Below are 26,557 nucleotides of genomic sequence, written 5' to 3' on the forward strand. Positions count from 1 at the left end.
CGCCATGGCTCAGGGCCTCTGCACTTTGGGCTTGAGCAGCGGCACCAGCAGCGCGACGATCACCACCGCCAGTACCGCGAAAAGCAGCTGGTTGCTGAAGTTCGCGGAAGCGAGGTCGGGATCGCAGCGCAACAGCAGCCCGCCGATCACCAGCGGCACAATGCCCGCCACCACGACATAAAGCTGGTACGGCCGGCCCAGCGCGCGCACGCGGCACGAGAGGAGCAACGCGGCCAACGACACGGCCACGATGCCGAGCAGCAGCCAGAACGCCGCGCGCAGCGCCCAGCGCCAGTCGCAGACCAGATTGCACAGCGCGCCCTCGCGCGTCTCGCCCGCCAGGATGGTGCCACGCAAGGTGGTTTCCACCAGGTGGGTGAACGTGGCATCGGCCACCGGCTGCGGCCACAGCGCCACCCCGCCGAAGTTGTCGTTGAAGTAAGCCATGTCGTCGCTCATCTGCTGCGCCTGGCTGCTGCCCACCGACACCAGCGGCAGGATGCGCCGCATCAGGATTGCCCGGTTGGTGCCGGCCAGCGCCGGCGTGCTCTCCACGGCCTCGCGCAGCGTCTTCTTGCTCAGCGTGGTCGGCTCCGGCAGCGCCACCAGGTAACGCACGGTGACATTGGTGTGGGATCGATAGCCACCCGCGCCCACGGCGATGCGACCATCCTGGAACGGCGGATCCTCGGCGCGCACCAGATAGTCGAGCAGCCCGTCGAAGGTCCAGGTAGCAGAGGGAGGGTCAGCCGGCGGCGCCGGCGGCGGAGGCGCCCTGCCCCGTGCGGCGGGCGTGGGCGGATTGGACGGCTTGGGCGCCGTAGCAGTGGCCGGCTCGTCGCCGTTGCGCAGCGCAGGCACGAGGTCCGCCGCCTGGACCATCAGGTTCAGCGTGTAGTGGCGGTGGCGCTGGCGCATCTCGGCAATCAGCGCGTGCACCAGACGGTTGCGGAAGTCGTCGAACGCGGCGTAGCGTGCATCGCCGGGCAACGGCGGTTGGTCGAGGAACAGCGTGATGCCGTCGCCGACATGGCTCTCGCCAGCCAGCCCGGGAACGCGGTCCTCCCAGCGGGTGTCCAGCCGCCGGAGCGGCGTGTCGATCAGCCGCAGCGCCTGCCGTGCGGCCTCCTCGGCCACGCGCCGCCGCTGTGTCTCGGGCAGGCGCAGCAGAAACTGCCAGTCCTTGCGATAGAGCGTCACGTCCAGCTTGCTGCCATAACGGTGGATCGCACGCAGGAAGTCGATCTGCGCCGCATCGGGCGCGAGGGGCGTGACGTTGCCGTCCTCGTCGAACGGCTGCGCATAGCCGACCAGCCGGTCATAGAGCCCGAAGTCGGTCTTTGGCCCGGTCTTCGGGTCGCTCCAGTTCGGCACCATGCCATAGACCTTGCCGGTGGACTCGGACACGAAGCAGTTGCAGCCGGTGCCTGACCAGCCCGGTGCCACGGCCTTGGCGGCATCGTGGCTGGTCATGGCCTGCTCGACCAGCCAGGCGCGTACGCGCGGCGGCAGCAGCGTAGCCGGCAGGTCCTGCCACTTGACCGGCGTCTCGGCCAGTTGGGGCGGCGTCTTCGGCGGCGGGCCCTGCCATGCCGTGAGGCAGCGCTCGCGCCACTGCGCGGCACCGGGGGCGGCCTTGCCGGTATCGAGCGCGACCTTGGCGGTCAGCTCCGCCGCGTAGGTGCAGACACGCGCATCGAGGGCCGCGGTGAACAGCGCGCGCGTCGGGTATTCCACATTGACCAACGGCTGCAACAGTGTGGCCAGTTGGCTGGCGCCGGCCTCGCTCAGTTCGTCGAGGCCATCTGGGTCTGGCGCCGGTGGTGCCGGGGGCGCCGGGGGCGTCGGGGGCGTCGATGGGCCCGCCCCCTCGCCATCGGCCTCGCCCTCCGGCGCCGGCGGTGCCGCGGGCGGGGCGATCTTGCCGAGCACAGCCTCGGTCAGCAGCCACGTATCGATCAGCGTGCGCCCACGCAGCGGGGTTTGCGTGGCCGCGATCGGCACGGTCTGGATCGGCGGATCGGCGGCGGGCGTGGAAGCCGGCCGTGCCGGCGACGGCGCGCGCGGCCCGACCACGTTCAGCGCAAAGCGCTGGCGCACGCCTTGTCCCCAGCGGTCGCGCAGTTCGACCAGGAAGGTGTGCCGGCCGCGTCTCGCCGTGGCACCCTGCACGTTACCGGCCGCATCGAGCGCCAAGCCCTCCGGCAAGCCGTTGTCAGCCGCGCGGAACACGTAGGGCGGCTCGCCACCCGTGGCGCGGAAGCGGTACGTATACGGCAGGTTCTCTACCGCCGCCGGCAGCGTGGTCACAGCCGTCTTTTCGAACGACAGCGGGTCGGCATCGGCAATGCACTGATCGGGCACGGGCTGGCCCGGCGCCACCGCGCACGACAGCGCAGCCGGCGCCGAGGCGACCACCGTCACCACCGCCAGCGGCGCACCGGCCGGCGCGGACGCCGGCACCGCCACGGCAGCCGAAGCCGGCACGGAAGCCGGGGCAGGCGGGGCCACCCCGGCCGATGCCTGCCCCGGCGTTGCCGCCGGGGCAGGCCAGAGCAACCCGAGCCCGGCCGCGAATAGCGCCGCTGCAAGACCCCGCCGCGCTGGCCTCATGGTGTCCTCCCTTCCTTGCGCAGCTCGCGCGCGATGCCGTGCAACAGATGCCCGGCCCCAATCTGCACCGCGCCCTCCCGATGGGCCTGCAAGGCGGCGAAGCGCAGCACGTTGACCATGGCCCCGCCAGACAGCTCATGCCGCTCGGCCAGCTCCGGCAAATCGATATCGGCCGCAAGCCGCCCCGGCTCGCGGATCAGGCTGCGCCACAGCCGCAGCCGCTGGGTTGCATCAGGCATCGGGAAATAGATCATCGACTGAAAGCGGCGCGAGAAGGCCTCGTCGAGGTTCCCGCGCAAATTGGTGGCCAGGATCACTGTGCCCGGGAAGTCCTCCACGCGCTGGAGCAGGTAGGCCACCTCCTGGTTCGCGTGGCGGTCGTTGCTGCTCTGCGTGGCAGAGCGCTTGCCGAACAGCGCGTCCGCCTCGTCGAAGAACAGCACCCAGCGCCGGCTCTGCGCCTGGTCGAACACGCGCGCAAGGTTCTTCTCGGTTTCGCCGATGTACTTGGAGACCACCATCGACAGGTCGATCCGGTACACGTCCACGCCCGCGTCCTGCCCCAGCAGCGTGGCGGTCAGCGTCTTGCCGGTGCCGGGTGGGCCGTAGAACAGGCAGCGGTAGCCGGGTTTGACGGTCCTGGCAAGGCCCCAGGTCTCCATCAGGGCCGGGCCGTCGCGCAGCCAGGTGCGCACGATCTCGATCTCGTCCATCACGTCCGGCGCGAGCACGAGGTCGTCCCACGCCAGCGCCGTGGCGATGCGCCGCGCCGGAAACTGCGCGTTGTAGTCGGGTTTGTGCCAGACGCCGGTCTGCAGGCGCTGGAGCGTCTCGGCGCTGACGCGCAGCGCGCCGCTCAACTGCGGTTCGCCACCGATCTCCCCATCGAGCTGCAGCAGGCCTGCTTGCGCAAACGCATGATCGGGGTCGAACAGGGCCAGCGCGGCGATCCGGGCGGCCAGGTCCTCGCCAGCCAGCAGGAAGATGGCCGTTTCCCCGCTCGGCAGGAAGCCGCCGTGGTGCTGCGCCCGACTGCCGCCGAATTCAGTGAAGCCCCGGTCGAAATCGCGGTTCTTGACGAAAAACAGGTCGAGCGCAGAGGGCCGCAGGTGCGGTGCCAGCGCCAGCGCCAGCACCAGCCGCTCGTGGGCCGCGAGCCCGTGCTGCGTCACGATGACGGACAACGCGCTGCCGGCGGGCAGCGCGGGCGGCGGCGGCACGTCCGGCGCCACCTCGGTTGCGTCGCCATGCGTTGCGGGAGACGCCCCGGCCGGCTGCGCGAAATGCTGCCGGAAGCGGGCATCGAGCGCGGCGACAAGCCAGTCCAGTTCGCGCCGCAACGCCTCGGCGTGCAGGACGATGTCCACCTCAGCGCCAGTCGACATACAGCGCCTCCTGCATCCAGGGCAGCTTGATGGTGGCGTACGACCACGGCAGGCGGTCCAGCAGCATGTCGAACGGCGCAGGCCGTACCACCAGGCGCCAGTGCGTGCCGGCGGCGGCTTCCTCGCGCACCAACCGGCCTTCGCGGCGCAGGAACGTCTCGCGCAGGCCATCCGGGGAGGTCTGGCCGATCGTCTTCCAGTGGGCGATCACCGCGCCCAGCAGGCTGTCGAGTACCGCGCGCGTCTCCGTGTCGAGCCAGGTCGGGCCTTCCGCAGGCGCGGACAGCGGCTCGCCGAGCGGCATGCCGCAAAGCAGCTTCGGCAGGATGCACTCGGGCTCGCTGGCGTCGTCGTGACCGTGCGCCAGCCACGCCAGACAGCGCACCGCCTTCGATGCCGCCCGCGCATCGCGCAGGCGCGGACCGTCGAGCAGGTCCAGCATGCGGAACAGTTGCTGGCTATAGTTGGCCAGCAACACGAGCCCGGCATCGGACACGTAATGCGTGCCCGTTGCGATGGCGGCTTCCAGCGCGGCGAGTTCGGCCAGTACGGCGGCTTCGGGGCGCGCCGGCGCCGGAGGGGTTGGGCGGTCGGCCACGGGTGAATTCCTTGTCGATGGCGGAAGCGGCCAGTCCAGTGGCTGGCGGGCTTCCCATTGCTCGGTTTCGGTGGGTGCAGCGTGCAAGGCACGGATGGCGCCTGCAGACAGGACTGGCGCCGGCAAGGACGCCGGGGCTGCATGCCCACGCCGCCACCAGCGCCCCAGCCGACCCCACTGCCCCAGCTTCGCCAGCTTCACCGGCGGCGCAAGCGGGGGCGTGGCTTCGGGCGCCTCCGGCCGGGCACTGGCCTGCGCCACACGCCGCAGCCACTGGCCAAGCGCCCCTGCGCCGTGGCCCTGCTCGCGATACAGGTACAAGGCATGGCGCCGCGCGAGCGATGCCGCCGTGATCGGCCGCTGCTCCACCAGCACATGGTGTGCGAGAAAGCGCCAGTGGCTGCGCGCCCGCGCCGCTGCCGAGAGGTCGGGACCCAGCAGCGCCGCGGTCTGCGCCAGCGCGGCGCTGGCCTCGCGCAACGTGCCAAGCTCGCGCGGGAACAGCACGCCCAACAGCGCCCAGCGCTGGGTGGGCCGCGTCACCGCAATCCAGTCGGCACACAGCGCGGGATCGGCCAACCAGCGCGTCGCCTGCCGCCGCACCATCCAGTCCCGCCGCGCGGCGGGACGCTGCGGCAAGGCGAGCAGATGGGCAATCCGCAGTGTGCGGGAAGCGATGCGGTGAATCGCGTCCCAGTCGAGCCGGCCGGCCAACGCACGAGGCGTCTGTGGCGCATACGTCGCCGGCCTTGCCGTCGATCCCTGCATGGCCTGGACAGCCTGAGGGCCTGGAACGGCCTGGATGGGCGCCGATGAAACCGCTGCAGCCGCTGAAGCCACTGAAGCCGCCGGGCGGCGCGACGGGCGATGGTCAGGCTGCCATGCCCGCAGCGCGCGCAGCCACAGCCGTTCCCAGCCACGCTGGTCGGTCGGTGCGCGCTCGCCCAGCGCCAGTTGCCGCAGGCTGTACGCCGCGAGCCACGCTTGCAGCGCCGAGACGCCCCCGGGTCGCGCGGCGCGGCCCACGCCGGCCGGGCGGGCCAGCGCGGCCAGCGCAAACTGCCGCAGCGACTCGGCCCAGTGCACGCCGAGGCTCGCGCCGCGCGCCGCGTCGTCGCGCGGTGCGAGCGCCCGCAACACACGGCCAGTCAGCGGCGCGCCGTGCCGCGCCAGCCACTGTTCGGCCTGCCCGTCCCGCAGCACCAGCCCACGCAGCCGGGCCCGCAGCACGTCGGGTTCGCGTCGATACAGATCCTGCAGCAGCACCTCCAGCGCCGCGCCGTCCAGTGGCACGCTACCGTCCAGTGCGGTGCCAAGCCGTTCCAGCGCGGCATCCAGCGGTCGCCGCGCGTGCTCGGGCGCGCCCCCCGGCATGCCTGGGGCGAGGCGCGCAGGCACCGGGGCCAGCATCGCGCCGGGAGCCACGGTGTCGATGACGCCAGCAAACAGCAGGGGGGCGAGCGCGGCATCGTTGGCGCGGCCCGGGGGTTGCCGGCGTGCGGGCCGCCACGCGCCCAGTCCGCCCTGCCCCAGTTGCCGCGCCAGCGCGGCGCCAAGCTCGCGCCGCAAGCGCTGGATGCCATCTGCGCCAAGGTGCCCGGCGTGCCGGTCCCACAGCGTGCGGAACGCCGCCACCCGCCACGCCTGCTGCAGCTGCTGCACCTGATAGGCGCTGAGGCGACCGCGCGCCTGGAGCGGCGCGAGGATCTGCGCGTCCAGCATGTCGAGGCTCTCGGCCAGTTCCCGATGGCGAATCGCCACCAGCGCCTGCAACCCCTGGTACGGCGTGATCTGGCTCAGGCGCGCGAGCACGTAGTCCGCGGGGCGCAGCGCGCGCAGCAACGACCACAGGCGCGGCCCCGTGCGCCGTGCCAGCGTGGCCAGCCACGCCGACAACCCACGCCCCGCCATCGCACTGCGAGACCACGGCAGGTGTCCGTGGCGCAGATAGAAGAGGAAGTGCTCCAGCCGCTGGTGGTCCGCCGGCCTTGGCGCCATGCCGGCCAGCGCGGCGGCGTCCGCACGCATGCCCCCTCCGCGCTGGCCGTGACGCGCGTTATGCAGTGTGTGATGCAGCGCGTCGGCCAGCTGGCGCTCGAGAATGGCTGACCACTGGCCGAAGCTGCCATCCGCTGGCATCGGGCCGGTGTCGATTTCGAGCCGCTCAATTTGCCACACCTCGCCCGGCACGGAGAGGCGCGAAAACACACGGGCAATCGTCGCCCGCCCGGGCCCGTTCAGGAACGCGCTGAGGCGGGCCTGATGGGCGCGCGCTGCCTCGCGGTCGTCGGAGCCCAGCGCGTGCCAGGTCAGCGTCTCGATCGCATGCGCCTGCCTCATGGCTGGTCTCCCGCCAGGGCGGCCAGCCGCCGCCGCAGCCGCGCGGCGCAGGCGTCGAGCCGCGCCACGGCGGCGCTGTCGCGGGCGTGGGCCATGCGGGCATCCAGCCATGCCGCGAACTCCCGCTCGAAGGCGGCCAGCGCGGTGGTGTCGAGCCAATGGACGTCCGGCTTGACATGCGCCGGACAGCCGAGACCGATGGTCTCCGTTGCGAGATCGCGAAAGCTCCGGTCCGCGCCGCGTGCGGTCCATCCCGGCAGCACCACGCTGATCCGGTGGGCGTAGAAGGTTTCGGGCACGTCCGGCTGGCCGCCACCCTGCCCCAGCGGGCGCAGCAGGATGTGTTCGACCAGATGAAGACCTTCCGCCTCGCGCTGCACGCGGCAGGCCAGCTCATGCAGGTAGAGCGCGGGTGCCAGCACGCCGCCGGGTCCGTCGCGCACCGGCAGCGGCCACCAATGGCCCGCTTCGTCCGGCCCCAACCACAGTTCCGGCCCCGATGCCCCTTCCACGCGGTGATAACGCCCGGCATGAACTGCGCAGCGGAACAGTGCTGCCGGCAGCGCCTGCGGCGCCAGTTGCGGGAAGTGAAAAGCCAGCCGTTCGTGCACCTGGCGCTCGGCCAGGTCTTCCTCGTAATGCGCGACAAGCCGCGCGCGTGCCGGCGGGTACATCACCAGCAGCTCGGGGTGGTCGGGCGCGCCCGCCTGGGGTGTCGGGCGGGTGGCGGGGGCGATGGGCGGCTGGGCGACGTGCGGCGGGCGTTCGTCGAGGGCCAGCCCGTGGCGCGCCAGCACGCCCGCGAGGCGCCGGCTGTGCGTCTCGGCGAAGCCGAGCAGCAGCCCCACGCGCTCCTGCAGCGGCGCGGTATTGCCCCGCCGCCCCAGTGAGGGGCGGCTGTAGTCGAAACCGCCGGCGCGGTCCCGCGTATGGCGCACGATCCGCTGAACGAAGCGCCGCTTGCAAGTCAGCAGATGGGCCTGCCAGGCGGCGCTATCGTAGTACACGCCGAATCGCTGGATGCTGTGCTGGTCGCACGATTCGCCGTGCAGCGCCAGCATCAGGTCCAGCACGCGACTGCGTCGCTCGGGTGCGTCGTCTTCCTGGCCGAGCGCCGCCTGCACGGCCGCCGGCGTGTCGGCCGGCACCCCGGCCAGGCCGGGGATGTGCGTGGCGTCCAGCGGCGTCCACCAGTAGCTGTCGGCCGACGCGCGTGCCACGCTGAACAGTGCCCGCAGGCGCTGGGTCTGCGCGCTGCCGTGCGCCAGCCATTGTTCGAGCAGGGCAAGATAGGCGCCGAACTGGGCCTGCCGTACCGGGTCGGCCTTCGGCGCGAGGTGAGCCTCCCGATAGAGCGGTGGCAAGTGCTGCCAGCTCGACAGGTAGGGGGCATCGGGCAGGTAGTGTCCGGTGGGCCGCCGCAGCAACTGGCCTGCATACGGCGCCGTACGTGGCGCTGTCAGGGCGACGCGCGCAGCCTGCCGAGCATCGGCCAGCCGTACCAGCAGGGCATGGGTATCCAGATGGAGCCGGCTGCCGCGCCGGCTGACTTCCCAGCGTGCCAGCGCATCGGCATCTTCCGGCCAGCGCAATTGCAGCGCCCAGTCCGGGCCCTGCCACGGCAGGCTGTCGCCGGCCTCGTCATGGGTAACGTCCGTGGCCGGGGCGTCGAGTGGCACGAGCCGTAGCGTGCTGATGTCGGCCACGCCGTCGATCTCGCGGAGTGCGCGTGCGAGGTCGCTGAAGTAAAGCCGGTTGGCCGGATCGTGCCGAAGGTCTTCCGTGGCCATCCAGCCGCACTGCACGGCGGGGCCGTCGAACAGTTCGTCGGTGGGCAGCACGCGGCCCTGGGCGTCGCGCTGGGCGAGGCGGGCCTGCACTGGCTGGCGCGGCGGCGCGGCACCGACGATGTCGGCACAGCGGCGCACCAGTTCGACGAGGATGTCGCCAAGCTCGCGCGGGCCTTCCACGCTGAGACGGATCTCCAGCGCGCACCAGCGCGGGCGCAGGATGCCGGGTGCGCCATCGAGATCCTCGGCCAGGTTGCGCTGGGCCAGGTAGGCGCGCACGGTGTCGCGCGCGGCGGCCTCGCCGTCGCCATCAGCCACGCGCAGCGCCATCTGCCATCGCCCGTCCGCTGCGGGCATGCGCAGGCGCAACTGGCGTACCGCCGGCACGCGGTCCAGCAGGTAGCGCAGCCAGTCGGCTTCGGTGGTCGGCCGGCACGGCAACGCTTCCTCCGCGCCGTGGAGCGCGTGGCGGCGGTAATGGATGCGGCCATCGGGCGCGGTCAGCAGGTCGGCCACGTCGGCGTCCGCGGCGAATACGCCTTCGGTCATCGCGTAGCACAGCGACTCGAGCAGCGTGACGCCGGGGTCGTGGAGGTTGTAGTCGGTCCAGAGCTGGCCGCTGGCCGCCTGCGAGAGCGCAATGCCCCGCGCGCGCAGGTCGGGATAGCTGAACGGCGCGTCGCCGTACAGCCGTGCGATGGCGGCCGTACCGAGCGCGTCGGCATCCACTGCGCCAGGTGGCAACACGGTGCCGCGTGGCGGCGGATCGGTGGAAGCGCCCGGACCCGACATCGGCCCGGTCATGGGTGCGGGGTTGGTTCGGCTCACGGCTGGCCTCCGCTCATGTGCGGATCGAACCAGAGCTGGGTCAGCTGCGCCTGGATCTGCACGTCCGGCCCGAAATCGCAGCCGGTGCGGATCTGCAACCGGTACGTGGCATTGCGCCCGCTGGTGCCGGTCCAGCGCAATTCGAGCTTGTCGCAGCGGCGGCTGTAGTAGCCGTGCGTGCAGCGGATGCCGCGCTTGCGGTTCAGGAAGTCGAACAGTCCGAGCGTGGGGTTGTAGGTGTTGACGGCGATGGCGTGGACCATCCCGAAGCGGCCCTTGCCGCGCAGCCCCGCGCCGGCCATGACCTCGAACGCCTGACAGCCCTCCAGGTCGTCGGTCAGGTCTTGCCACGTGCCGTCGGCGCGCAGCGGGGTCGCATGCGTGCGCCCGAACGCGCCCTGGCGCCCCCGGCTGCGCACCGCTCCGGCCACGTCCAGCGTGGCCGCAGGCTGCTCCGTGCCGATGCCGATACGCCGCGCCTGGTCCAGGCACAGCAGCGCCGGCCCCACCTCGCCCTCCTCCTTGCCCTCCCCTTCACCGGCACCGGCCGCGCGGCCCTGCACCAGCAGCGCGTCGCGCTCACCGCCGAAGCCGATGCGCCAAGCGGGCCGCTCGGGGTCCTGGTCGCGAAAGAAGCTGATCAACGCATCGTGACCAACCGGCGAATAGACCTCGAAACCATGTTCCACCGTCTTGCGGAAGCCCTCGTCGCTCATGTTGAGCATCGAGTCGATCAGATCGGCGAAATGGTCCTCGTCAGGCAGCGCGCCTTCGCGGAAATAGCGTTTGAGGGATTCTCGGTTCCTACTGGTCATCTCGCTCCTGCGCGGAAGACGTCGGCAGCGAACGGCCCACGATGAAGGTATTGCCCACCTCGAGCCGGGCGATGCCGGTGCGCTGCGGCACCAGCGGGCCGACCTCGTCGCGCAACTCGATCAGGTGACGCCGCGTGGGCAGCAGCAGGCTCCACGGCTGCGCCGGGCGCAGCGTGCGCGCCTCGCCGTGGGTCACGTGCGTGGCGGTGTCGCGCAGCGCGTTGAACTGGCTGTCGTTGCGCACGATATGGAGCATCGACACACGGCCCACGGCGGCCACGCCGGGCTGGCCGCGCAGGAACGCTTCCACGGCCTCCGCGCGCACGCTCCAGTCGAACTCCGCGCCGAGCCCATCCGCATGCCACGGCGACAGGTATTCGACGATCGCCCGGTTCAATTGGCGCACCGCCGCGCCGGGGTGGGCGTCGGCGCGCAGCTGCACGATGCAGCGCAGCTGCGCGCGCTCGTAGGCAGCGTTGCGCACCCGCACGGCCGCGCCGGGCGGCGCACACGACTGAAGGTGGCGCTGCATGGCGTCGAGCACGGCGGCGTCGAAGCGCGGGGCTTCGGTGCTGCGAAACAGGTCGCCCGAATGCGGATGCGGCACCACCACGACCAGCACCTGCCCGGGATGGTTGGCAAGGTGGCGATGGCGCGTACTGCGGTTGGCCGCCGTGTCGTCGTCGATCGTTACCTCGTGGTGGGGGAAGCACTTGGCCTTCCACACCGCCGGGAAGGCATCGAGCACCAGCCGCTCGTAGTCCCAACGCGTGACCGCGCGCGCCTTGTGGCGCAACCGCTCGGCACCGCGCTGGCGCACCGCCTCAGGGCGATCGGCGGCGCGCCAGCCCTCGGACGGGCCGACCTGCACCACCGCGCCGAGACCCGGCACGCTGCGCTCGGGGCGGTCGATGCTGCCCGGCGGCAAGGCTACCTGCACCGCGTCCGGGGCGATGCCGGCATCGGCCGGGACACAGCGCGTGGCGTGCACGGCGTGGGCGTGCACGCCATGGAGACCCGCCAGCCGCAGGAAGCCCCAATCGGCACTGAGCCGCAGCCAGTACGCCTGGCCGGCGGGACGCGACACAGCCAGGCAGTCCGTCGCCATGCCGGCCGGCAGGTTGAGCCGGACGATGCCCGGGCGCAGCATGCCCTGCGTGCCGTCGCTGACCAGCGCGTGCGCCGGCAGCGGCTGCCAGCCACCGTCCCGCCACGCCGCCCAATGCAAGGCTGGCTCGGCATCGGCCCAGCGCCCGGCCGCTGCCTCCCTGCGCAGGTGGAAGAACAGGCTCAGCGCCCCCTGTGGATTGCCGCCGGACAGGCCGATGTAGAGATTGCCGTCATGGGGGAAGCGCGGCAGCAGCGCGGGCGGCTGGCCGCCAGCTCGCGCCATCGGCGAAACGCCGAACGGATGCAGGTGATAGGCCGCCTGCACCAGCCCATCGACATGGCCGCCGTTCGGCTCCCCGACGAGGTCGATGTCCTGGCTGGCCTGGTAGCGCAGGGACAGGCTTTCCAGCACCGGCGTGTAGGGTTCGCGCGGGAGCGGACCGGCGCGCTTGCGCCGCGCATTGCGGGTGAGCGCTGCGCCGAGGAGCGCCGGATAGGCCGCGTGGCCAAACGCGCCGGCGGGCTGGCTCAGATCGAATCGGAAGAAACCGGCGCGCGTGCCGAGGCCATACTGGAACGGCTGGCCCGGGGCGACCGGTGCGGCCGCGCGCTGGAACCGGCGCAGCACCGTGCTCGGGAACACCAGCCGGTGGCCGGGCACCAGGCGCTCGCCGCGGCCATCGCCGTCGTGCGTGCTGAACAGCGACAGCACCGCAGTATCCGCACCGCGCCATTGCCCATCGGTCAGCACCTGCGCGCCGACACCGAAGTCACTGGCCGACCAGTCGCCGGGATAGCCTGCGTATTGCTCGGGAAAGCCGCCCGGCGCGGTGGGCAGGCCCGACCATTTCAGGTCGACCTGCAGCGCCTGTAGCGGCTTGCAGGCCAACTCGGCGCTGCCCAGGACCAGATGGCTGCCGACGGCAGGCGTCGGGCCGAACGGCAGGAACGGTTTGGAGGGGTCGAGGCGCCCAAGCTGGTTGTAAAGCACCACGTCGCGCATGTCCTGCACGCTCACGCTGAGGCGCATATCGTGGACCGCGTACTGCGCCAGCAGGCCGTGCGCAAAGAGCCGGCTCTGCGTGCGCAGCATGCACTGCAGCACGGCTTGCGCCGGCCACGGCGCGCCATGACTGGCGGGCTGGCACGGCACCACCGGGGGCTGCTCGGGGCCGAGCCGCAGCGTCAGTTCGATGGCCCCGCCGGCATGGTCGCCGCTGCCGGGCCGCCGGCGTGTGAAGACCGTGTCGATGCGCAGCCAACCCGTGGGCACGCTCAACTGGACGTGCCAGACATCGGCGAACACCCGCTCGAAGATCAGCGCGCGGTCCGGCAGCGCGCCGGCCTGCGCGGCGTCGCGCGGTGGGTGGATCAGGATCAGCGGATCGTCGATCTCCACGCGGCGCCCCGCGCGTGACGGATCGAGCCTGGCGGCGTGCGCGCGCAGTGCGGTGAGATCGGCGGCGCGCAGGTCTTCCTCGCCTGCCACGAGCCAGGCCGCGAACAGCCGCCCCAGCCGTTCCGCGAACCGCTCGGCGTCGGCGCAGGCCAGGCAGGCCGCGAGCAGGTAGGCCAGTTGCACGTCGGACCCGAAATCCGGCGAGCGCGCCCAGGCTTCCTGGGCCAGCGTGGCGGGCTCGGACGATTCAGCGGGCGCGGGGGCCGGCGTTGCGCGTGGACGTGGGCGTGGCGGAAACTGCTGGCGCTCCCGCGCCGCGTAGCGCTGGAACAGATCGGCGAGCCAGTCGACGGTGCGCGCCGCGTGCGCGGTGCGCAATGCGCGTTGCAGCGCCGGATCGTCGCTGGCCGGATGCGACAGCTGCAGCCGGACGCGGATCTCGCGCTGGCCCTCGCGCAGCCGCAGCAGCGGGGAGGCAATGGCGAAGCCGAGCCGCGCGTCGTGCGCCTGCGCGGCCGAGTCGCGCACGGCGCCCCCCAGCAGCGGCCACCACGGCGCACGTTCGGCATACGCGGCCTCGGGCGGCAGGAGCGGCAGCGTTTCGACCTGGATGCGCGTGGGATAGTCGAATTCCCGCTCAGGCGAAATGCTCGGGTCGCGCGCCACACGCAGGCTGCACAGCATGGCGACCGCGGTATCGGTCACCGTCAGCGCGGTATCGGCGGCGAAAGCCAGCGCGCGGCCCTGCGCGTCCTTGCCGCCCAGGAAGCGCGTACCGGCGTCGATATCGACCGGCCCGGCATAACGCGGCGCACGGCCCAGCAGCAGGTGCACCGATTCGGGCACCGCCGGGCGCGGGGACAGGCGCAGCACGTCGCGGTAGTAGAAATCGATCAGCCGGTCCGGAAAGCGGTTCAGCGGCGCGCGGCTGTACTGGAACAGCTGGAGCGCCGTCAAAAGCAGGCCCATTGCGGGCTCGTGCCGGCCGGTGGCAAGGCTGGGCCCGAGCCGCGCGCGTGCCAGCGGCTGCAGCCGCGCGATGGCCAACCGCATGGCCAGCCAGGCACGGCGCAGCCACTGCCGCCGCGCGGCGGCATCGTCTTCGGGCAACGTGCCGGCCAGAGGGGCGTCGGCGTGGGCGCCATGCCCGGCCGGCATCGCCCAGGCCGGGTGCAGCGTGCCGCCGCCGTGGCCGAAGGCGTCGATGCCGGTGCGCAGCACGCTCGCCAGTCCCTGGGAGATCTGCGCGTAGAGCGCCTCGCGCAGCGCATCGCCCATGCCGTTGCCGTCGGCCACGGGCGGCTGGTCCCCCACGCCGTGAGCGATCACGCCCTGCCCGCCGAGCCACCAGCACCAGCCGTCGTAGGCGCGCACCAGCTGCCAGATGCGCGCCCACAGCGCGCCCTCGCCTTCGCTGTCCAGTGCGGCCAGGAAATCCCGTTCCAGACGCTCAAGCGGGAACGATGCCAGCTCGGCCAGCAGGATGGATTCGTCCTGGCGCAGCACGGTATCCCAGTTGGCGTCGCCGCCCGCCCCGAAGCGCAGCCCGCGCGCCTGCGCCAGGGTGAGACGCAGGCGGTCCGCCAGACCGAACTCGTCAGGCAGCAGGTGGTGCGATGCGAGCGCATCGGCCAGGCGGTCCTCCTGACGCGTACCGTTTGACATACCGCGCCGCCTCAGTACATCCGGACCGGCTCGGTGGCCTGGTCGAGATAGAGCGGATAGACGAGGTTGTGCCGCGTGTTCGTGGTGCGGACGATGTAGCACACCTGCAGGTCCACGCGGCCTTCCAGCGGCAGCACGTCGGCGTCGATCCGCTCGAGCAGGATGCGCGGCTCGAAGAACAGGATCGCCCGGCGGATCAGTTCCTTGAGTTCGGTCAGCGTGCTCTCGTTGAGGGTGTCGAAGACCGCGCGGCGCACGCTGCAGCCGTAGGCCGGCAGCATCACGCGCTCGCCCGGATAGGTGCCGAGCAGGATGCGCAGGCTTTCCTCGATATCCTCCACGCCGGCCACCATGCCGACCTGGCCGTTGCGCGGGTCGAAGCGCAGCGGGAACTGCCAGCCCCGGCCCAGGAACGGACTCGTCTCGTTCATCGTCAGCCTCCGATGATGACCGTGGGCAGGCCCATCACCACCGTGCCGCCGTGGGCCGTGGTGTCGCCCACGCGTGCCGCCGGGCGGCCGCCGATGATGACTGTGGCCGAGCCTTGCACGATGACGTCGGGCGGGCCCACGCAGACCGCGTTGTCGCCAACCACGGCGGCCGGCAGCTTGCCGATCAGCACTGTCGGCACGCCGGGGCCGATCACCGGCCCGCCCACGTGGGGAATGGGCGGGAGGCCCGGGGTCTGCATCGGACAGGCGTGCATGTCGGTCAAGCGGGCGGCGGGAGGCATGGCGGCAGGCAGTGGGCTCGGTTCGGTTCGATTCGATTCGGTTCAGTAAGGTGCGGGGCGGCCGGTGGGGCTCAGTTGATCATCACCATGGCCCCCTGCACCGTGGTCTGGCCGGCGGCGGACAGCTCGGCCGTGGCGCCGCCCTTGCCTGTGAAGCCGACCTGTGCCTCGCATTGCACATTGAGCCCGGCGGCCTTGACGTCAGCCTGTGCCGTCAGTTCGATCGACACATTCGCGCTCATGCGGATGCTGCCCTGGGCGGTGAGCGTGATGTCGTAGGGACTGTCGCAGGCAATGCCGGCCTCCGAGAGCTTCACGCTGTTGTTGTGCTGGTCCTGCAGCAGGATCGACTGCGCGGTGTCATCGAACACGACCTTGTTCTTGCCCGGCGTGGTAATGGTCACGGTCTTGTTCTTCTCGTCGAACGCAATCACGTGGCGCGCGCGGGTCACGATGGCCTTGGTGTCGTTGGCGGCCTCGATGGCATACGGCGGCACATGGTTGGCGCTGTAGACCGCGCCGATCACCACCGGGTGGCAGGGGTCGTCGTTGAGAAAGCCGACGATGACCTCGTCGCCGACCTCGGGCAGGAAGAAGGCACCGAAGCCGTTCGACGCATAGCCCTGGATCAGCCGGGCCCAGACGCCCTGTGTCTGCGCCTGCGTGACCGGCAGCGAGATCTGGATGCGCTGCGCGTTGAGCGGGTCGCCGTCCAGCTTGAGCACCACCCCGATCTGCAGGCCGCCGATGCCGGGCAGCAGCCCCGACGCAGGCGGCGCCACCACGTCGTGCTGGAGGGGGTGCCAGGCCGGATCGAGGCCGAACTCGACATCGGTGTGCCAGAAGCCGCCCACCAGCGCATGCTCCACTGCGGTGACGTAGACCGCGCCCGAGAAGCGCTGGCCCACCCCGCTGACCTGCACCAGCACACCTGGCCGGGCCAGGGCCGTGCCCATGCAGCGAAGATGGCCACGAATGCGCGCCAGCTCGGCACGGGTCTGCACGCCCTTGGCCCAGCTCGTCAGCATCTGTGGCGACTGCGTCGTGGCCGTGCGCAGCGGCATGACGGACAGGCCGATGACATCGGCCAGCGTGGCGCTGTCGAGATTGCCCTGCGCGTTGAACGGCGCCGGCGCGGCCGCGTCGCCCTGGACGATGGCCTGCGCAGCCGGGTCCCAGGCGGTGGCTTGCACCGACTGGTACTGCAGCCGGGCGTCGATGTCGGCATCGAACTCGTACAGGTCGAGCCCCCACGTCACGCCGAACGCGACGGCGCCGCCGGCCTGCGGCGTCTGGACGTTGACCGTACCGTCCTCCACGTCGACGAGCATGCCGTTGAACTCGGCGCGCGCCAGCAGGAAGTCCCAGTCCGAACTGTGGAACTGAACCATCTCGCCATAGCTGCCCACGGTGGTGTCGACCTTGGCCGTCAGCCCGTGTGCGCCAATCAGCGTGGACAGGACGTCACTGTCGGTGCTGTCGATGAAATTGGCATTGTTGCGACCAACGGTCATCTTTACCGCGGCGTCGCGGCATTCGATCACGAGCCGCGAATCGTTCTGGCCCTCGATGCGTACGCCGTGGCGGATCACCACGCCACTGAAGATCTGCGCCTCGTCGTTGCCGAAACCAGCGCTGATGGTCACCCCGCTGCCGGGCGCGAAATCTGCGGAGTCGCCGCAGGCGAAGGTGCCGGTGGGCATATCGCCGTCGCGGATCACGATCTCGGCCCATGGGATGCGGTTGAACGCGCGGCGCACGGTCACCGAGACCACGGCGAGATCCGGCTGCGCTGTGCCGTTGGCGCTCACGGTGAGGCGCAGCACGCCATCGGTGTCGATCGACGGATAGGTTGGCATGCGCTACTCCAGCGGCGGAAAATGTAGCGCCATGCCCGGCGTCAGCGCACGGAACTGCCGCAGGCCATTGAAGCGTGCCACGGCCATGTAATAGCGGCTGTCGCCGTAGATGCGCTCGCACAGCAGCGGCAGCGTGTCGCCATCGCGCACCTGCACCAGGTGGCTCAGGTCCGGCGAACTGGCGTCCGCCTCGAGCTTGGCCTGCTTGCTGCTGGTATACGAGTCGAAGGCGAGCGAGGCCGTCGCGCGCAGCGGCACGCCGCTGGGGCGGAACATGGTGTAGTCGGTGCTGAAGCTGGTCAACCGGCCCGTGAAGATAAGCTGGCCCCAGAGGATCTGGACGATGCTGGGCTGATGCTGCACGCCCTTGTACTCGTAGATCACGGCGCTCAGCGCCTTGAGCTGGTCCTCCACCTCGGCCGGCACGGCACTGTTGGCCGGGCGCGGCACCACGCCGGTGCCGTCGAAGATCACCGCGAACGAAAGCTTGCCGGGTTGCATATGGCTGAACGGCCGGCCCGAGCCCGTGTCGCCCATCGGCTTCTCCTTGCTGAAGCACGTGTTGCGCTCGTGGCGCAGCTGCGAAGGGTTGATCAGCAGCGAGACGGACTTGCCCGCGCCGGCCTGGGGCGACACCACGCCGCCCTTGTCCTCGCAGGCCGTGATCTTGAGTGGCGTCAATTCGGCCGACTGCAATGGCATCTAGCGCTCCCTCAGCCGGGCCAGCTGCGCCCGCAGCATGCGCAGTTGCGCGCGCTGCTCGCGGTGGCGCGTGCTGGCGGCCTCGTCCTCGTCGCAGCACTGCGCGGGATCGGGCTCGGCCTCGGCACGGGCCGGTGCCGCACCCCGCTGGCCGTTGCCGAGTTCGGAGCGGATTACCATCTGGCGGACTTCGATCGTCATGGGCTCAGAGCTCCCGCGTGCAGTTCAGGTAGGCCAGCTCGATGGTCTCGATGGCGAGGTTGTTCTTGGTGGACTGGAACTCGTCCACGCCCCAGCGGACCGGGTACGCCGCATGGAAGGTCCAGCCGCGTACCTTGTTGCCCACCTCGTCCAGCAGGTAGACGCTCACGTCCATCGGTGTCACGGCCTGCACGAAGCCGCCGCCAAGGACCGACTTGCACCAGCGCATGAGCGGCGAACGCATGTCCGCCACGCCACGCTTCAGCACCAGCTTGTCCTGGCGGATGCCCTTCGGCAGCTTGTAGACGAAGCGGTTTTCGCCGCCGCACTGCACGTCCTCCACCTCCATCGTCTGGTCCATGCCCGACACCTCCTGGAAGGAGCAGTCAACGCCCGTGGCGATGTTGGTGAAGCCAACCGAGAAGGCGAACGAAACCGGCGTGAAGTCGGTGCCGAAGCGCGCCGATTTCTGCATGGAAGATCCCGCGTCAGCTGTTGGCGATGGTCAGGCCCTCGTGGGCGATCTCGATGGTTTCCACGGCCACCTCGTTGCCCTGTGCCTTCAGGTCGGTACCCGTAATCTTCGCCGGCCAGGCGTTGTTCAGCGTCCAGACCATGGTCGGATTGCCGGTCTCGTCCAGCAGGCTGATGATCACCGGCACGCGCTTGATGGTGTTCATCTTGATCTGGTTGAACCAGTCCCAGAACTTGTTATCGGCCTTGAAAACGCCCTTCTTCATCGTGACGTTGCCGAACTTCTTGAGCCCGGGCATCTTGACCGTGGAAAACACCGGGCTGTCGCCCGAACGGTATTCGATCTGCTGGGCCTCGACGTCGAGCCCCGAGACCTCCTCGAAAGACATGACCGTGGAGTCCCACTTCACCTGGAAGTGGAACTTCGGAATGGGCCACACGTTCTTCGACTGTGCCGAGCCGTCGTCTGCCATGACACTTCTCCCTTGCTATCTGTGATTTGTCTTTGGACCCTGCCCGCGACCCGGCGTCAGGACTTCTGCATTTGTTGCTGGAACGTGATCTCGATGAACTCCGCCGGCCGCACCATCGCCACCAGCACGGTCACGCGCAGGATGCCCTCGAGGATGTCGTCGGGCGTCATGGTCTCGCCCAGCCCGACGTGCACGCTGAACGCGTCCTCCGGCACCGCGCCGGCCAGACCGCCGCGCTTCCAGATGCTGGTCAGGAAGTTCTGGATCATGCTCTTGATGGTGACCCAGGTATTGGCCACGTTGGGCTCGAAAACGAGCGCCTTGGCCGCCAGCCGGCACGATTCCTCAAGCATGATCATCGTGCGGCGCACGTTCACATAGCGCCAGTCGAGGCTGTTGCCGTCTAGCGTGCGCGCACCCCAGACCAGCACCCCCTCGCCGATGAAACTGCGGATGGCGTTGATCGACTTGCCCTGCGTGGTGACGTTCAGCTCTTCCTGGTCTACCGCGGAGATCGACACCGACGGCGACACCACGCCGGCCAGGCTGACGTTGGCGGGCGCCTTCCAGACGCCGCGCGTGTTGTCGACCATCGTGTAGATGCCGGCCATCGCCGCGCTCGGGGGCAGCAGGTTCAACTGGTACTTGACTTCGTTGAGGATGGTGTTGAACAGGCTGCTGACCGAAGTCAGCGTCTTGTTCAGCAACGCCTTGCTGGTCAGGATGGCGTCGTCCGTCAGCGGCGGCGTGGTGGCGCTCCAGTCCTTGCCGATGTCGGCGACGGCGCCGGCCAGTTCCCGCGTCTTGGGCGGTGCGTCGTCGGGCAAGGTGTCCGGCAGGCCCAGGTCGCTGCGCAGCAACTGCATCAGCACGTCCGGGTTGGCGATGTTCTCGTAGCTGATGTCCTTGTCGCCGATGACCGTGGTGTTCAGCCACGGGTAGTAGGCGGCGGCGAAATCCAGGAAATTGATCCCCAGCGCGTTGCGGAATGCGGCTACGGGATCGCCGGCGGGGTCGCTGCGCGGCTTGTCGCCGCCCCAGATGTCGAGGATTGCCACGCGGCTGCGCATCTTGTCGCCGCAGTGGGCCAGCACGGCTTGTTGCAGGTCGATGCATTCGGCGGCCTTGAAACGCACGGCCTCCGGAATCACGACCATGGTCGGCTCCTGCTCCTTGAGCAGTTCGTCGATGCCGGCCTTGAATTTGTCGAGGTCGAGGTCCTGCGTATAGTCGCCCACGGAGACGATGTAGCACGGGCCACCCCCGTTCTGGAAGAAATGGCGCAGCGCGCGATAGAGCATGTAGCCGCCGCCGTCCTTGCCTTCCGGCATCTCGAGCACGTAGTCCTTGCCGGCCACGCGGAACGCGGCAATCGCCGAGGCATCGGTCTTTTCGGCGATCGTGAAGCGCGGAAACGGCGAGAAGCCGAAGTACTGGTGATATTCGGCCATGGAGCTGATGCGCCACGGCTTCATGCTGAGCGGCTTGTTGCGGTTATCGGCAATCTGCGTATGGCCGATGAACGCCGGAACGGCCGTTGCCACCTCCACCACCGAATTCGGGAAGGCGTTCTTCTCCACGATATAGACGCCAGGCGTCTTCATTGCACCCATTGCACACTCTCCCGGTGAAAACGGTTAGCGGTTGACAAAGATCTCTGATACATCGCACAGCGCGCCGTCGATGACTTCCCGGCGCAACGCCACAGGGGCTGCCATCGGCAGGCGCGGCACCAGCACGCGGGCGCCCGCACCCGATGCGCGGCGCAACTGGAAACGGTGGCGCGGGCGCTCCGCCAGCGGCAGCGGCGCGGCCGAGCGGATGGCAGTCACGGTGGCGCCGTCCGGCAGCGTCTCGGGCACCGGCTCGGCAAAGCTGACCGCGCCGGCAAGATCCGCGCAATGCAGCGTATCCAGCGTGCCCCAGTCGCCGATCAGCAGGTATTTCCAGAACGTATGGCGCACCGGCACGTCGATAACATGGTCGAGTGGCGCGGCGGCGAGCCAGTCGGCCAGCGTCGGGCAATCGCGCGAGGCCAGCGGAAAATTCACGCGCAGGGCACCGGTCGTCGGTCTTTCCGCAAAGACAGGGGCACGCACGTCGGTGTAGTAGGCCCAGAGCGGATCGGCGGAGCGGGCCGTGAACGACAGGCCGGCTTCAGGCCATTCGTCGCGCGCGCGCCAGAAGGTGTCGAGCTGGCTGGCTTCCGCCATGATCACGAAGCGGCGCGGCTCGCCGCGCAGCAGCAGGCCAAAACGGGACATCAGCGCTGCCGAGGGCGGCTCCGGCGCGAGGTGCAAGGCGCCCGGCCATCCCGCGGAGAAGTACGAATGTCGGATGGACAGCGCGGTGACCGCACGATAGCCGGACGTCATGGCCGAACACCCACCTCGGGGCGCCCCACCAGCGGGTCGCGACGTTGCGTCGCAGCGGGGTCCAGGCACACGAGCCGCACGCGATACAGCACCGAGGGCAGGTAGTGGCCGCCGTGGATGCTCCACAGACTATGCATCTCGCCCGTGCTCAGGTTTTCGATATTGAGCACGATGCGGTCGATTCGGGGGTCGAGGTCAGGGGTGTTCTGATGGTCGAACACCGGGGTGGCCTGGAAGAACGTGATGGCGTCGGCCAGGGCGCGCAGCGCCTCGGGGTAAGTCTGCCCACTGAACGTGGCCGCGCAGACCACCAGCAGGTTCAGGAACAGCGGCTCGGCGCCGGCCACGCGGCTGCCCTGCTCGGCCGTGACGGCGCCGCGCGCCCGATGCGCGGCAGTATCGCGCTCGATCCCGCCCAGGAACAGCACCAGCTTGTTGGCTACCGAAGGCACCGCGCCTCCCCCCAGCTCCTGCAGGTTGGACACAACGACCATGTCCTCCGCCAGCACCACGCGGCGGCGGAACATCTGATTCAACTGCAAGGCGAGATGGGCGAGCGCGGTATCAATCACACCCGCTCCCGACCGGCTATCACTGGCTTCACCACTGGGCTCCTTCAACCTGACGTCTGCTTGACCGCGTGGATGTTGCGCGGCGCCACACCTGCCGGCCATCGGTAATTGTCTGAACCCGGGTTCGGAAATCCCTAGGTAGTACTTTCGAGGGGTATCTCAGGTAGGCGCTGGGGACTGGCGGTCCCCGGCGCACGCGTGACACGCACAAAAAAAAACCGCTGCGCATTGGCAGCGGTCAGAACGCGAATTTAGGTCTTACCGATTTCTCGGTCGGCGGATATTGTCAGAGACGGCCTGCGCCTGACATTGCTCTGTGGGGGTAGGTGATTGTCTGACGGTGGGGGGGCAGTCAGAACCTATTGGTTCGGGAAATGCCATCTCGGTTACGGGCAGTTGCTTCCCAAGCTACCCCTTCCGACACATCCCCTGCACGACGAACGTCCAATTCCTCGGGTCGGTCGGCTTGCTGGTCACCTCGGCGTAGTAGGCCATGCTGTTCTCGTCGAGCGGCATGAACACCTGCGTGCGCAGGCCCGTGACGGTGTTGGGCGGAACCGCCGGCACGGTCCAGTCCGCGTACATGGTGCCCGGGATGGCGGCCGGCGACGAGACGCCCAGCAGGTTGTTGGCCTGATTCAGCGCCAGCGAGGCGACCTGTCCGGTCCCGGCACTGGTGACCGAACCCGTGCCGGAGATGGTCAGCGCTTCCTCCTGCATCGAACCATCGAGCGCGGCACTAATGCCGAGACCCGTGACAGCGGCATACGACACGCCCGGCTGCCGGCAGACCCACTGCCCTGATATCTGGCTCGCCGTCAGCGTCTGGGCGGGCCGGAAGACGCCCGTGCCGGTCATGCGGTTACCTGCGGAATCGAGTTGAAGGTGGTCGAGGTACAGCGCCGTGACGCCGTTCGTCTTCAGCGGGAAGACCTGTCCCCAGACTTTGCCACCCAGGGTCAGCGTGTAGGCGCCCGGGTAGCGCGTCTGGTCCGCCAACGCGAGTGTGCCGGCGAGGCCCATGCTGCAGGTGTCGCTGTACGTGCCAGCCTGGCACAGCCGCACGGTACCGTCGGCGCCCACGCGCATCTGACCGCCCATGCCGTACTGAATCTGGAGGTTTCCGGAACTTGCGTAGTACGTGGATTGTCCGCGCAGGAAGGTGTAGGTACCGGCCAGATCGGCGGCCGTCACCGGCGTGCTGACACTGCTTGCCGTGACCTGTCCCGACAGCTTGCCGTTGCCGAGCTGTTTCGGCAGGCCGGAGATCTCGCCCGTCAGCGTGGTGCCCGACACCGTGAACGACGCGGTCACCGAGCCCAGCAGCGCGGTCACGAAAGCCGGCGGCGGTTCGGCGCTGTCGGCCTCGAGCGCGCTGACCGTGTAGACGTTCCCGTTCTTGACGTAGTGGCCGATCACCGCACCAGCCAGCCCGAACGCCGAATCGGAGAAGCGGATCCGAACCTGGCCTGCGGCCGGGGCATCGAGCGTCACGGCAAGCGTGTCGCCAAAGCTGATCACGCCGAGGTATGTCACGGCCTGCGGCGTCGCGGGCGTCTCCGGATTGCCCGGGGTGCTCGGTGTTTCGGGCATCGATGGCGTCCCCGCGCCGCCGTTACCGCCACCACTGCCCGCGCCGTTCCCCCCGTTGTTTCCCCCGTCCCCGCCGCATGCGCCCAGTGCAACACTGACCGCCAGGGCCGCCCATGCCTTCACCCAGGTTTCCCGTTTCATTCTGCGACCCTTCCCCGTTCGTTAGTCTGTTGGCTCGTCGAGCCTGTTGTTTTGGTGCATGCCCGCGCGCGCCGCCTTTGCATCCGGTCCCGTGCGTGCAACAATCCGGCTGGATCATAGCCTTGGGTTTTCGGGCTGTATGTCCCCAGATCGTGCGACAAGCCGTCATGCCCCACGATCGTGGGGGGATAGCGGCTGCACGGGCCGTTGCATGTCGTGCGTCGACCCGTTCGTCTCGCATTCGACCTCCCGTGTCCACTGACCGCTCCTCTCCCCTTTCCCCGCCCATCCGCGTCGCCCTGATCGAGGACGATCCCGGTTTCAGTGCGGCATTCCTCGAGGCGCTGTCCAGCGCGCCCGACATGCGCACCGCTGGCGTCGTCACGACGTTGTGCGATGGGCTGGCGCTGCTGCAATCGGCCCCTGCCGCAGACATCCTCGTTGTCGATCTGGGGCTGCCCGACGGGTCCGGCATCGATGCCATCCGCGCGGCACGCGTGGCATGGCCGCGCTGCGATGTGATGGTGGCCACGGTCTTCGGCGACGAAAGCCACGTCATGCAGTCGATTGCCGCAGGCGCCACCGGCTACCTGCTCAAGGACAGCACGGCGGCCCATATCGTGCGGGAGCTGCGGTCACTGCATCAGGGCGGCAGCCCGATCAGTCCGCTGATCGCCCGCCAGGTGTTGTCCCGCCTGCAGGCGCCGCCAGCCGATGCGCCGGTGCGAGCCCCCCAGGCAGCGGCCGGCCCGAAGCCTTCCGCCCTATCCCCGCGCGAATATGAGGTCCTGAACGACATCACGCGGGGCTTCTCGCACGACGAAATTGCGCAACGGATCGGCGTATCGAGACATACGCTGCTGACCTATGTCCGACGCATCTACGTCAAACTGGACGTCCATTCGAAGGTCGAGGCCATCAACGTGGCCCGGCAACATGGCCTGCTGCGCGATGACTGACGGCGCGGGCACGCCGGCATGGCGGCGGTGGCTCCCCTTCGTCCTCGCCCTGTTGCTGGCGGGTTCGCTCCAGGGCGCGCTGGCGGAGGTCCTGCCCTGGCACATCACCTCGGCGCAGCTACGGATCACGCCCGGCGGCACGCTCGACCGGCTTCCGCCGCAGCTCGCGCTGCCCGCCGCCGGCGAAGCATGGCGGGATACGCCGCTGCCGATGGCCGTGCCGCGTCACGTGACACCCGATGAGGTGGGGTCAGGCCAGATCGAAACGGTCTGGGTGAGACTGGCGCTTCCGGCGGCCACGGCCGCTGCCGGCGAACCCCTCTACCTCTACGCGCCGCGCTGGCAGACCGTGGGACGCCTCACCGTGTACGCGGACGGCGAGCAGCTCTGGCAGTCTCGCGGCGGGCCGGTATGGAACGGCTACAACTATCCCTTGTGGATCGCACTCGGGCAGGCGCCGCGCGACATCGTCATCCGTATCGATGTGGTGGGTCAGGTCGGCGCCGCCCTGTCGTCGGTGCGGATTGGCACGCGCGACGACTTGTTCTGGCGCTACGCAGCACGAAGCTTCCTCCAGACGCAGTTTCCCTATCTGTCCAGCGGCGGCCTGCTTGCGGTCGGCATCTTCTCGTTGCTGGTCTGGCTCCGGCGCCGCGACGAAACGCGCTACCTGCTGTGCTTCCTGGCCGCAGGGGCCTATTTCCTGCACACACTCCAGTATCTGGTTGGCCAGGACCCATTGCCGATTCCGGAGGCCTGGTTCAGCTGGCTGGCCTTCAACAGTATCGCGTGGCTGATCCTGGCCTGCTACCTGTTCATCTTCCGATATCTGGGCCTGCGCTACCGGCGCCTGGAAGCCGCGCTGTACTGCTCGGTCGTGTTCCTGGCCACCAGCACGCTGCCACTATCGTGGCTCACGCATGTGGTGTTCCTCTACCCGCTGTCCCAGTTGCTGCTGGTGGCGCTGAACCTCGTGGTGTCGATTGCGGCCTTGCGGGCTGCCTGGCTAGCCAGGTCGCGCGAGGCGCTGACGTTCTCGGCCTGGAATGCGATGAGCACGCCGATCGCCGTGCATGACGTGCTGCTGCAGAACTACCGCATCGATATCGAGGGTATCTACCTGCTGTCCTACCTGGGATGCGTGCAGCTGCTGCTGTTCATGGTGCTGATGTATCGCCGCTATACCAGCGCGCTGGATGAGGTGGCGCAGGCCAACGCCAACCTCTCGCTGCGTCTGGCGCAGCGGGAGGCGGAACTGCTGGAAAGCCATCGGCAACTGCGCGATGTGGAGCGCCGCGAGACGCTGACGCGTGAGCGACAGCGGCTGCTGCAGGACATGCATGACGGCCTCGGATCATCGTTGATCAGCGCCTTGCGCATGGTCGAGAAGGACCCATCCGGCACGGCGCGCGCCGACGATATCGCCCAGGTGCTGCGCGAATGCATCGACGACCTCAAGCTGACAATTGACTCGCTGGAACCGGTATCGACGGACCTGTTGCTGCTGCTGGCCACGTTGCGCTACCGGCTGGGGTCGAGGCTCGAAGCCGCGGGCATCTCGCTTACGTGGGACGTCGACGACATCCCGCCGCTGCAGTGGCTCGGCGCCCAGAGCGCCCTCCACATCCTGCGCATCCTGCAGGAAGTGTTCACGAACGTGCTCAAGCACAGCCACGCGACCGCGATCCGCGTGCAGACCAGCCACGACGACCACGCAGTGATGGTGCGTGTGCACGACAACGGCACGCCGTTCGACCCCACCGGCGTGCCACTGGCACACGGCGGCAGAGGCCTCGCCAACGTGCAGCGCCGCGCGTCGGCCCTCGATGCAGCGGTATCCTGGGAGCCGGACGCAACAGGCACGTGGTTCACGTTGAGCCTGCCAATTGCGCCGGTGACCGCTTCGCTGGATGTGGGCTAGCGGCTTCCTCC

General features: G+C 69.5%; 19 protein-coding genes. 2 read left to right on the plus strand and 17 right to left on the minus strand.

Annotated elements, in window-relative coordinates; all coding sequences use genetic code 11:
• Window positions 1-9: 9 nt before the first annotated feature.
• From AC1DFU_RS12865 to AC1DFU_RS12945, 17 genes are all read right to left on the minus strand, one after another.
• Entirely contained in the window at window positions 10-2,613 is a 2,604-nt protein-coding gene (locus tag AC1DFU_RS12865; protein ID WP_441593105.1) for a putative Ig domain-containing protein, read from the minus strand.
• Window positions 2,610-3,998 carry an ATP-binding protein gene (locus AC1DFU_RS12870; RefSeq protein WP_441593107.1) on the minus strand — a complete coding sequence of 463 codons (1,389 nt, stop codon included), beginning with the start codon at window positions 3,996-3,998 and terminating at the stop codon, window positions 2,610-2,612. The genes AC1DFU_RS12865 and AC1DFU_RS12870 overlap by 4 nt, the downstream gene beginning before the upstream one ends.
• Window positions 3,982-6,936, minus strand: a complete 2,955-nt coding sequence (locus AC1DFU_RS12875) for a contractile injection system tape measure protein (protein ID WP_441593109.1) — start codon at window positions 6,934-6,936, stop codon at window positions 3,982-3,984. Before AC1DFU_RS12875 ends, AC1DFU_RS12870 begins: the two co-directional genes overlap by 17 nt.
• Window positions 6,933-9,554 carry a hypothetical protein gene (locus AC1DFU_RS12880; protein WP_441593110.1) on the minus strand — a complete coding sequence of 874 codons (2,622 nt, stop codon included), beginning with the start codon at window positions 9,552-9,554 and terminating at the stop codon, window positions 6,933-6,935. Before AC1DFU_RS12880 ends, AC1DFU_RS12875 begins: the two co-directional genes overlap by 4 nt.
• Window positions 9,551-10,369, minus strand: a complete 819-nt coding sequence (locus AC1DFU_RS12885) for a hypothetical protein (RefSeq protein ID WP_092296313.1) — start codon at window positions 10,367-10,369, stop codon at window positions 9,551-9,553. The genes AC1DFU_RS12880 and AC1DFU_RS12885 overlap by 4 nt, the downstream gene beginning before the upstream one ends.
• Window positions 10,359-14,543, minus strand: coding sequence for a baseplate J/gp47 family protein (locus tag AC1DFU_RS12890; RefSeq protein ID WP_441593112.1), 4,185 nt, complete (start codon window positions 14,541-14,543; stop codon window positions 10,359-10,361). The genes AC1DFU_RS12885 and AC1DFU_RS12890 overlap by 11 nt, the downstream gene beginning before the upstream one ends.
• Before the next feature lie 11 nt (window positions 14,544-14,554).
• A complete protein-coding gene (locus AC1DFU_RS12895) occupies window positions 14,555-14,974 on the minus strand; it encodes a GPW/gp25 family protein (protein WP_092296319.1) in 420 nt (139 codons plus the stop codon).
• A gap of 2 nt (window positions 14,975-14,976) precedes the next feature.
• The gene (locus tag AC1DFU_RS12900; RefSeq protein WP_255370870.1) at window positions 14,977-15,249 is read right to left on the minus strand and encodes a PAAR domain-containing protein; all 273 of its coding nucleotides are present in this window, start codon (window positions 15,247-15,249) and stop codon (window positions 14,977-14,979) included.
• A 98-nt stretch (window positions 15,250-15,347) separates the two neighbouring features.
• Complete coding sequence (vgrG, locus tag AC1DFU_RS12905) at window positions 15,348-17,135, minus strand: type VI secretion system tip protein VgrG (protein WP_441593115.1); 1,788 nt, start codon at window positions 17,133-17,135, stop codon at window positions 15,348-15,350.
• A gap of 3 nt (window positions 17,136-17,138) precedes the next feature.
• Entirely contained in the window at window positions 17,139-17,837 is a 699-nt protein-coding gene (locus tag AC1DFU_RS12910; RefSeq protein WP_092296328.1) for a LysM peptidoglycan-binding domain-containing protein, read from the minus strand.
• The gene (locus tag AC1DFU_RS12915) at window positions 17,838-18,038 is read right to left on the minus strand and encodes a DUF5908 family protein (protein ID WP_092296331.1); all 201 of its coding nucleotides are present in this window, start codon (window positions 18,036-18,038) and stop codon (window positions 17,838-17,840) included. It abuts the gene before it with no gap.
• Window positions 18,039-18,042: 4 nt separating this feature from the next.
• Window positions 18,043-18,513 carry a phage tail protein gene (locus tag AC1DFU_RS12920; RefSeq protein ID WP_092296334.1) on the minus strand — a complete coding sequence of 157 codons (471 nt, stop codon included), beginning with the start codon at window positions 18,511-18,513 and terminating at the stop codon, window positions 18,043-18,045.
• Between the two features lie 13 nt (window positions 18,514-18,526).
• The gene (locus AC1DFU_RS12925; RefSeq protein WP_092296337.1) at window positions 18,527-18,985 is read right to left on the minus strand and encodes a phage tail protein; all 459 of its coding nucleotides are present in this window, start codon (window positions 18,983-18,985) and stop codon (window positions 18,527-18,529) included.
• A 56-nt stretch (window positions 18,986-19,041) separates the two neighbouring features.
• Window positions 19,042-20,598: a phage tail sheath family protein gene (locus tag AC1DFU_RS12930; protein WP_441593117.1), complete on the minus strand. Its 1,557-nt coding sequence runs from the start codon at window positions 20,596-20,598 to the stop codon at window positions 19,042-19,044.
• Window positions 20,599-20,622: 24 nt separating this feature from the next.
• Window positions 20,623-21,360 carry a hypothetical protein gene (locus AC1DFU_RS12935; RefSeq protein ID WP_441593119.1) on the minus strand — a complete coding sequence of 246 codons (738 nt, stop codon included), beginning with the start codon at window positions 21,358-21,360 and terminating at the stop codon, window positions 20,623-20,625.
• A complete protein-coding gene (locus AC1DFU_RS12940) occupies window positions 21,357-21,932 on the minus strand; it encodes a Pvc16 family protein (RefSeq protein WP_177219951.1) in 576 nt (191 codons plus the stop codon). The genes AC1DFU_RS12935 and AC1DFU_RS12940 overlap by 4 nt, the downstream gene beginning before the upstream one ends.
• Before the next feature lie 408 nt (window positions 21,933-22,340).
• Window positions 22,341-23,525: a hypothetical protein gene (locus AC1DFU_RS12945; protein WP_441593121.1), complete on the minus strand. Its 1,185-nt coding sequence runs from the start codon at window positions 23,523-23,525 to the stop codon at window positions 22,341-22,343.
• Between the two features lie 392 nt (window positions 23,526-23,917).
• Here AC1DFU_RS12945 and AC1DFU_RS12950 point away from each other — a divergent pair, with 392 nt between their 5' ends.
• Window positions 23,918-24,625, plus strand: a complete 708-nt coding sequence (locus tag AC1DFU_RS12950; protein ID WP_441593123.1) for a LuxR C-terminal-related transcriptional regulator — start codon at window positions 23,918-23,920, stop codon at window positions 24,623-24,625.
• On the plus strand, window positions 24,618-26,546 hold the full coding sequence (locus tag AC1DFU_RS12955; RefSeq protein ID WP_441593125.1) for a sensor histidine kinase: 1,929 nt from the start codon (window positions 24,618-24,620) through the stop codon (window positions 26,544-26,546). The genes AC1DFU_RS12950 and AC1DFU_RS12955 overlap by 8 nt, the downstream gene beginning before the upstream one ends.
• Window positions 26,547-26,557 lie beyond the last annotated feature (11 nt).

The organism is Cupriavidus sp. 10L45, assembly GCF_056395225.1.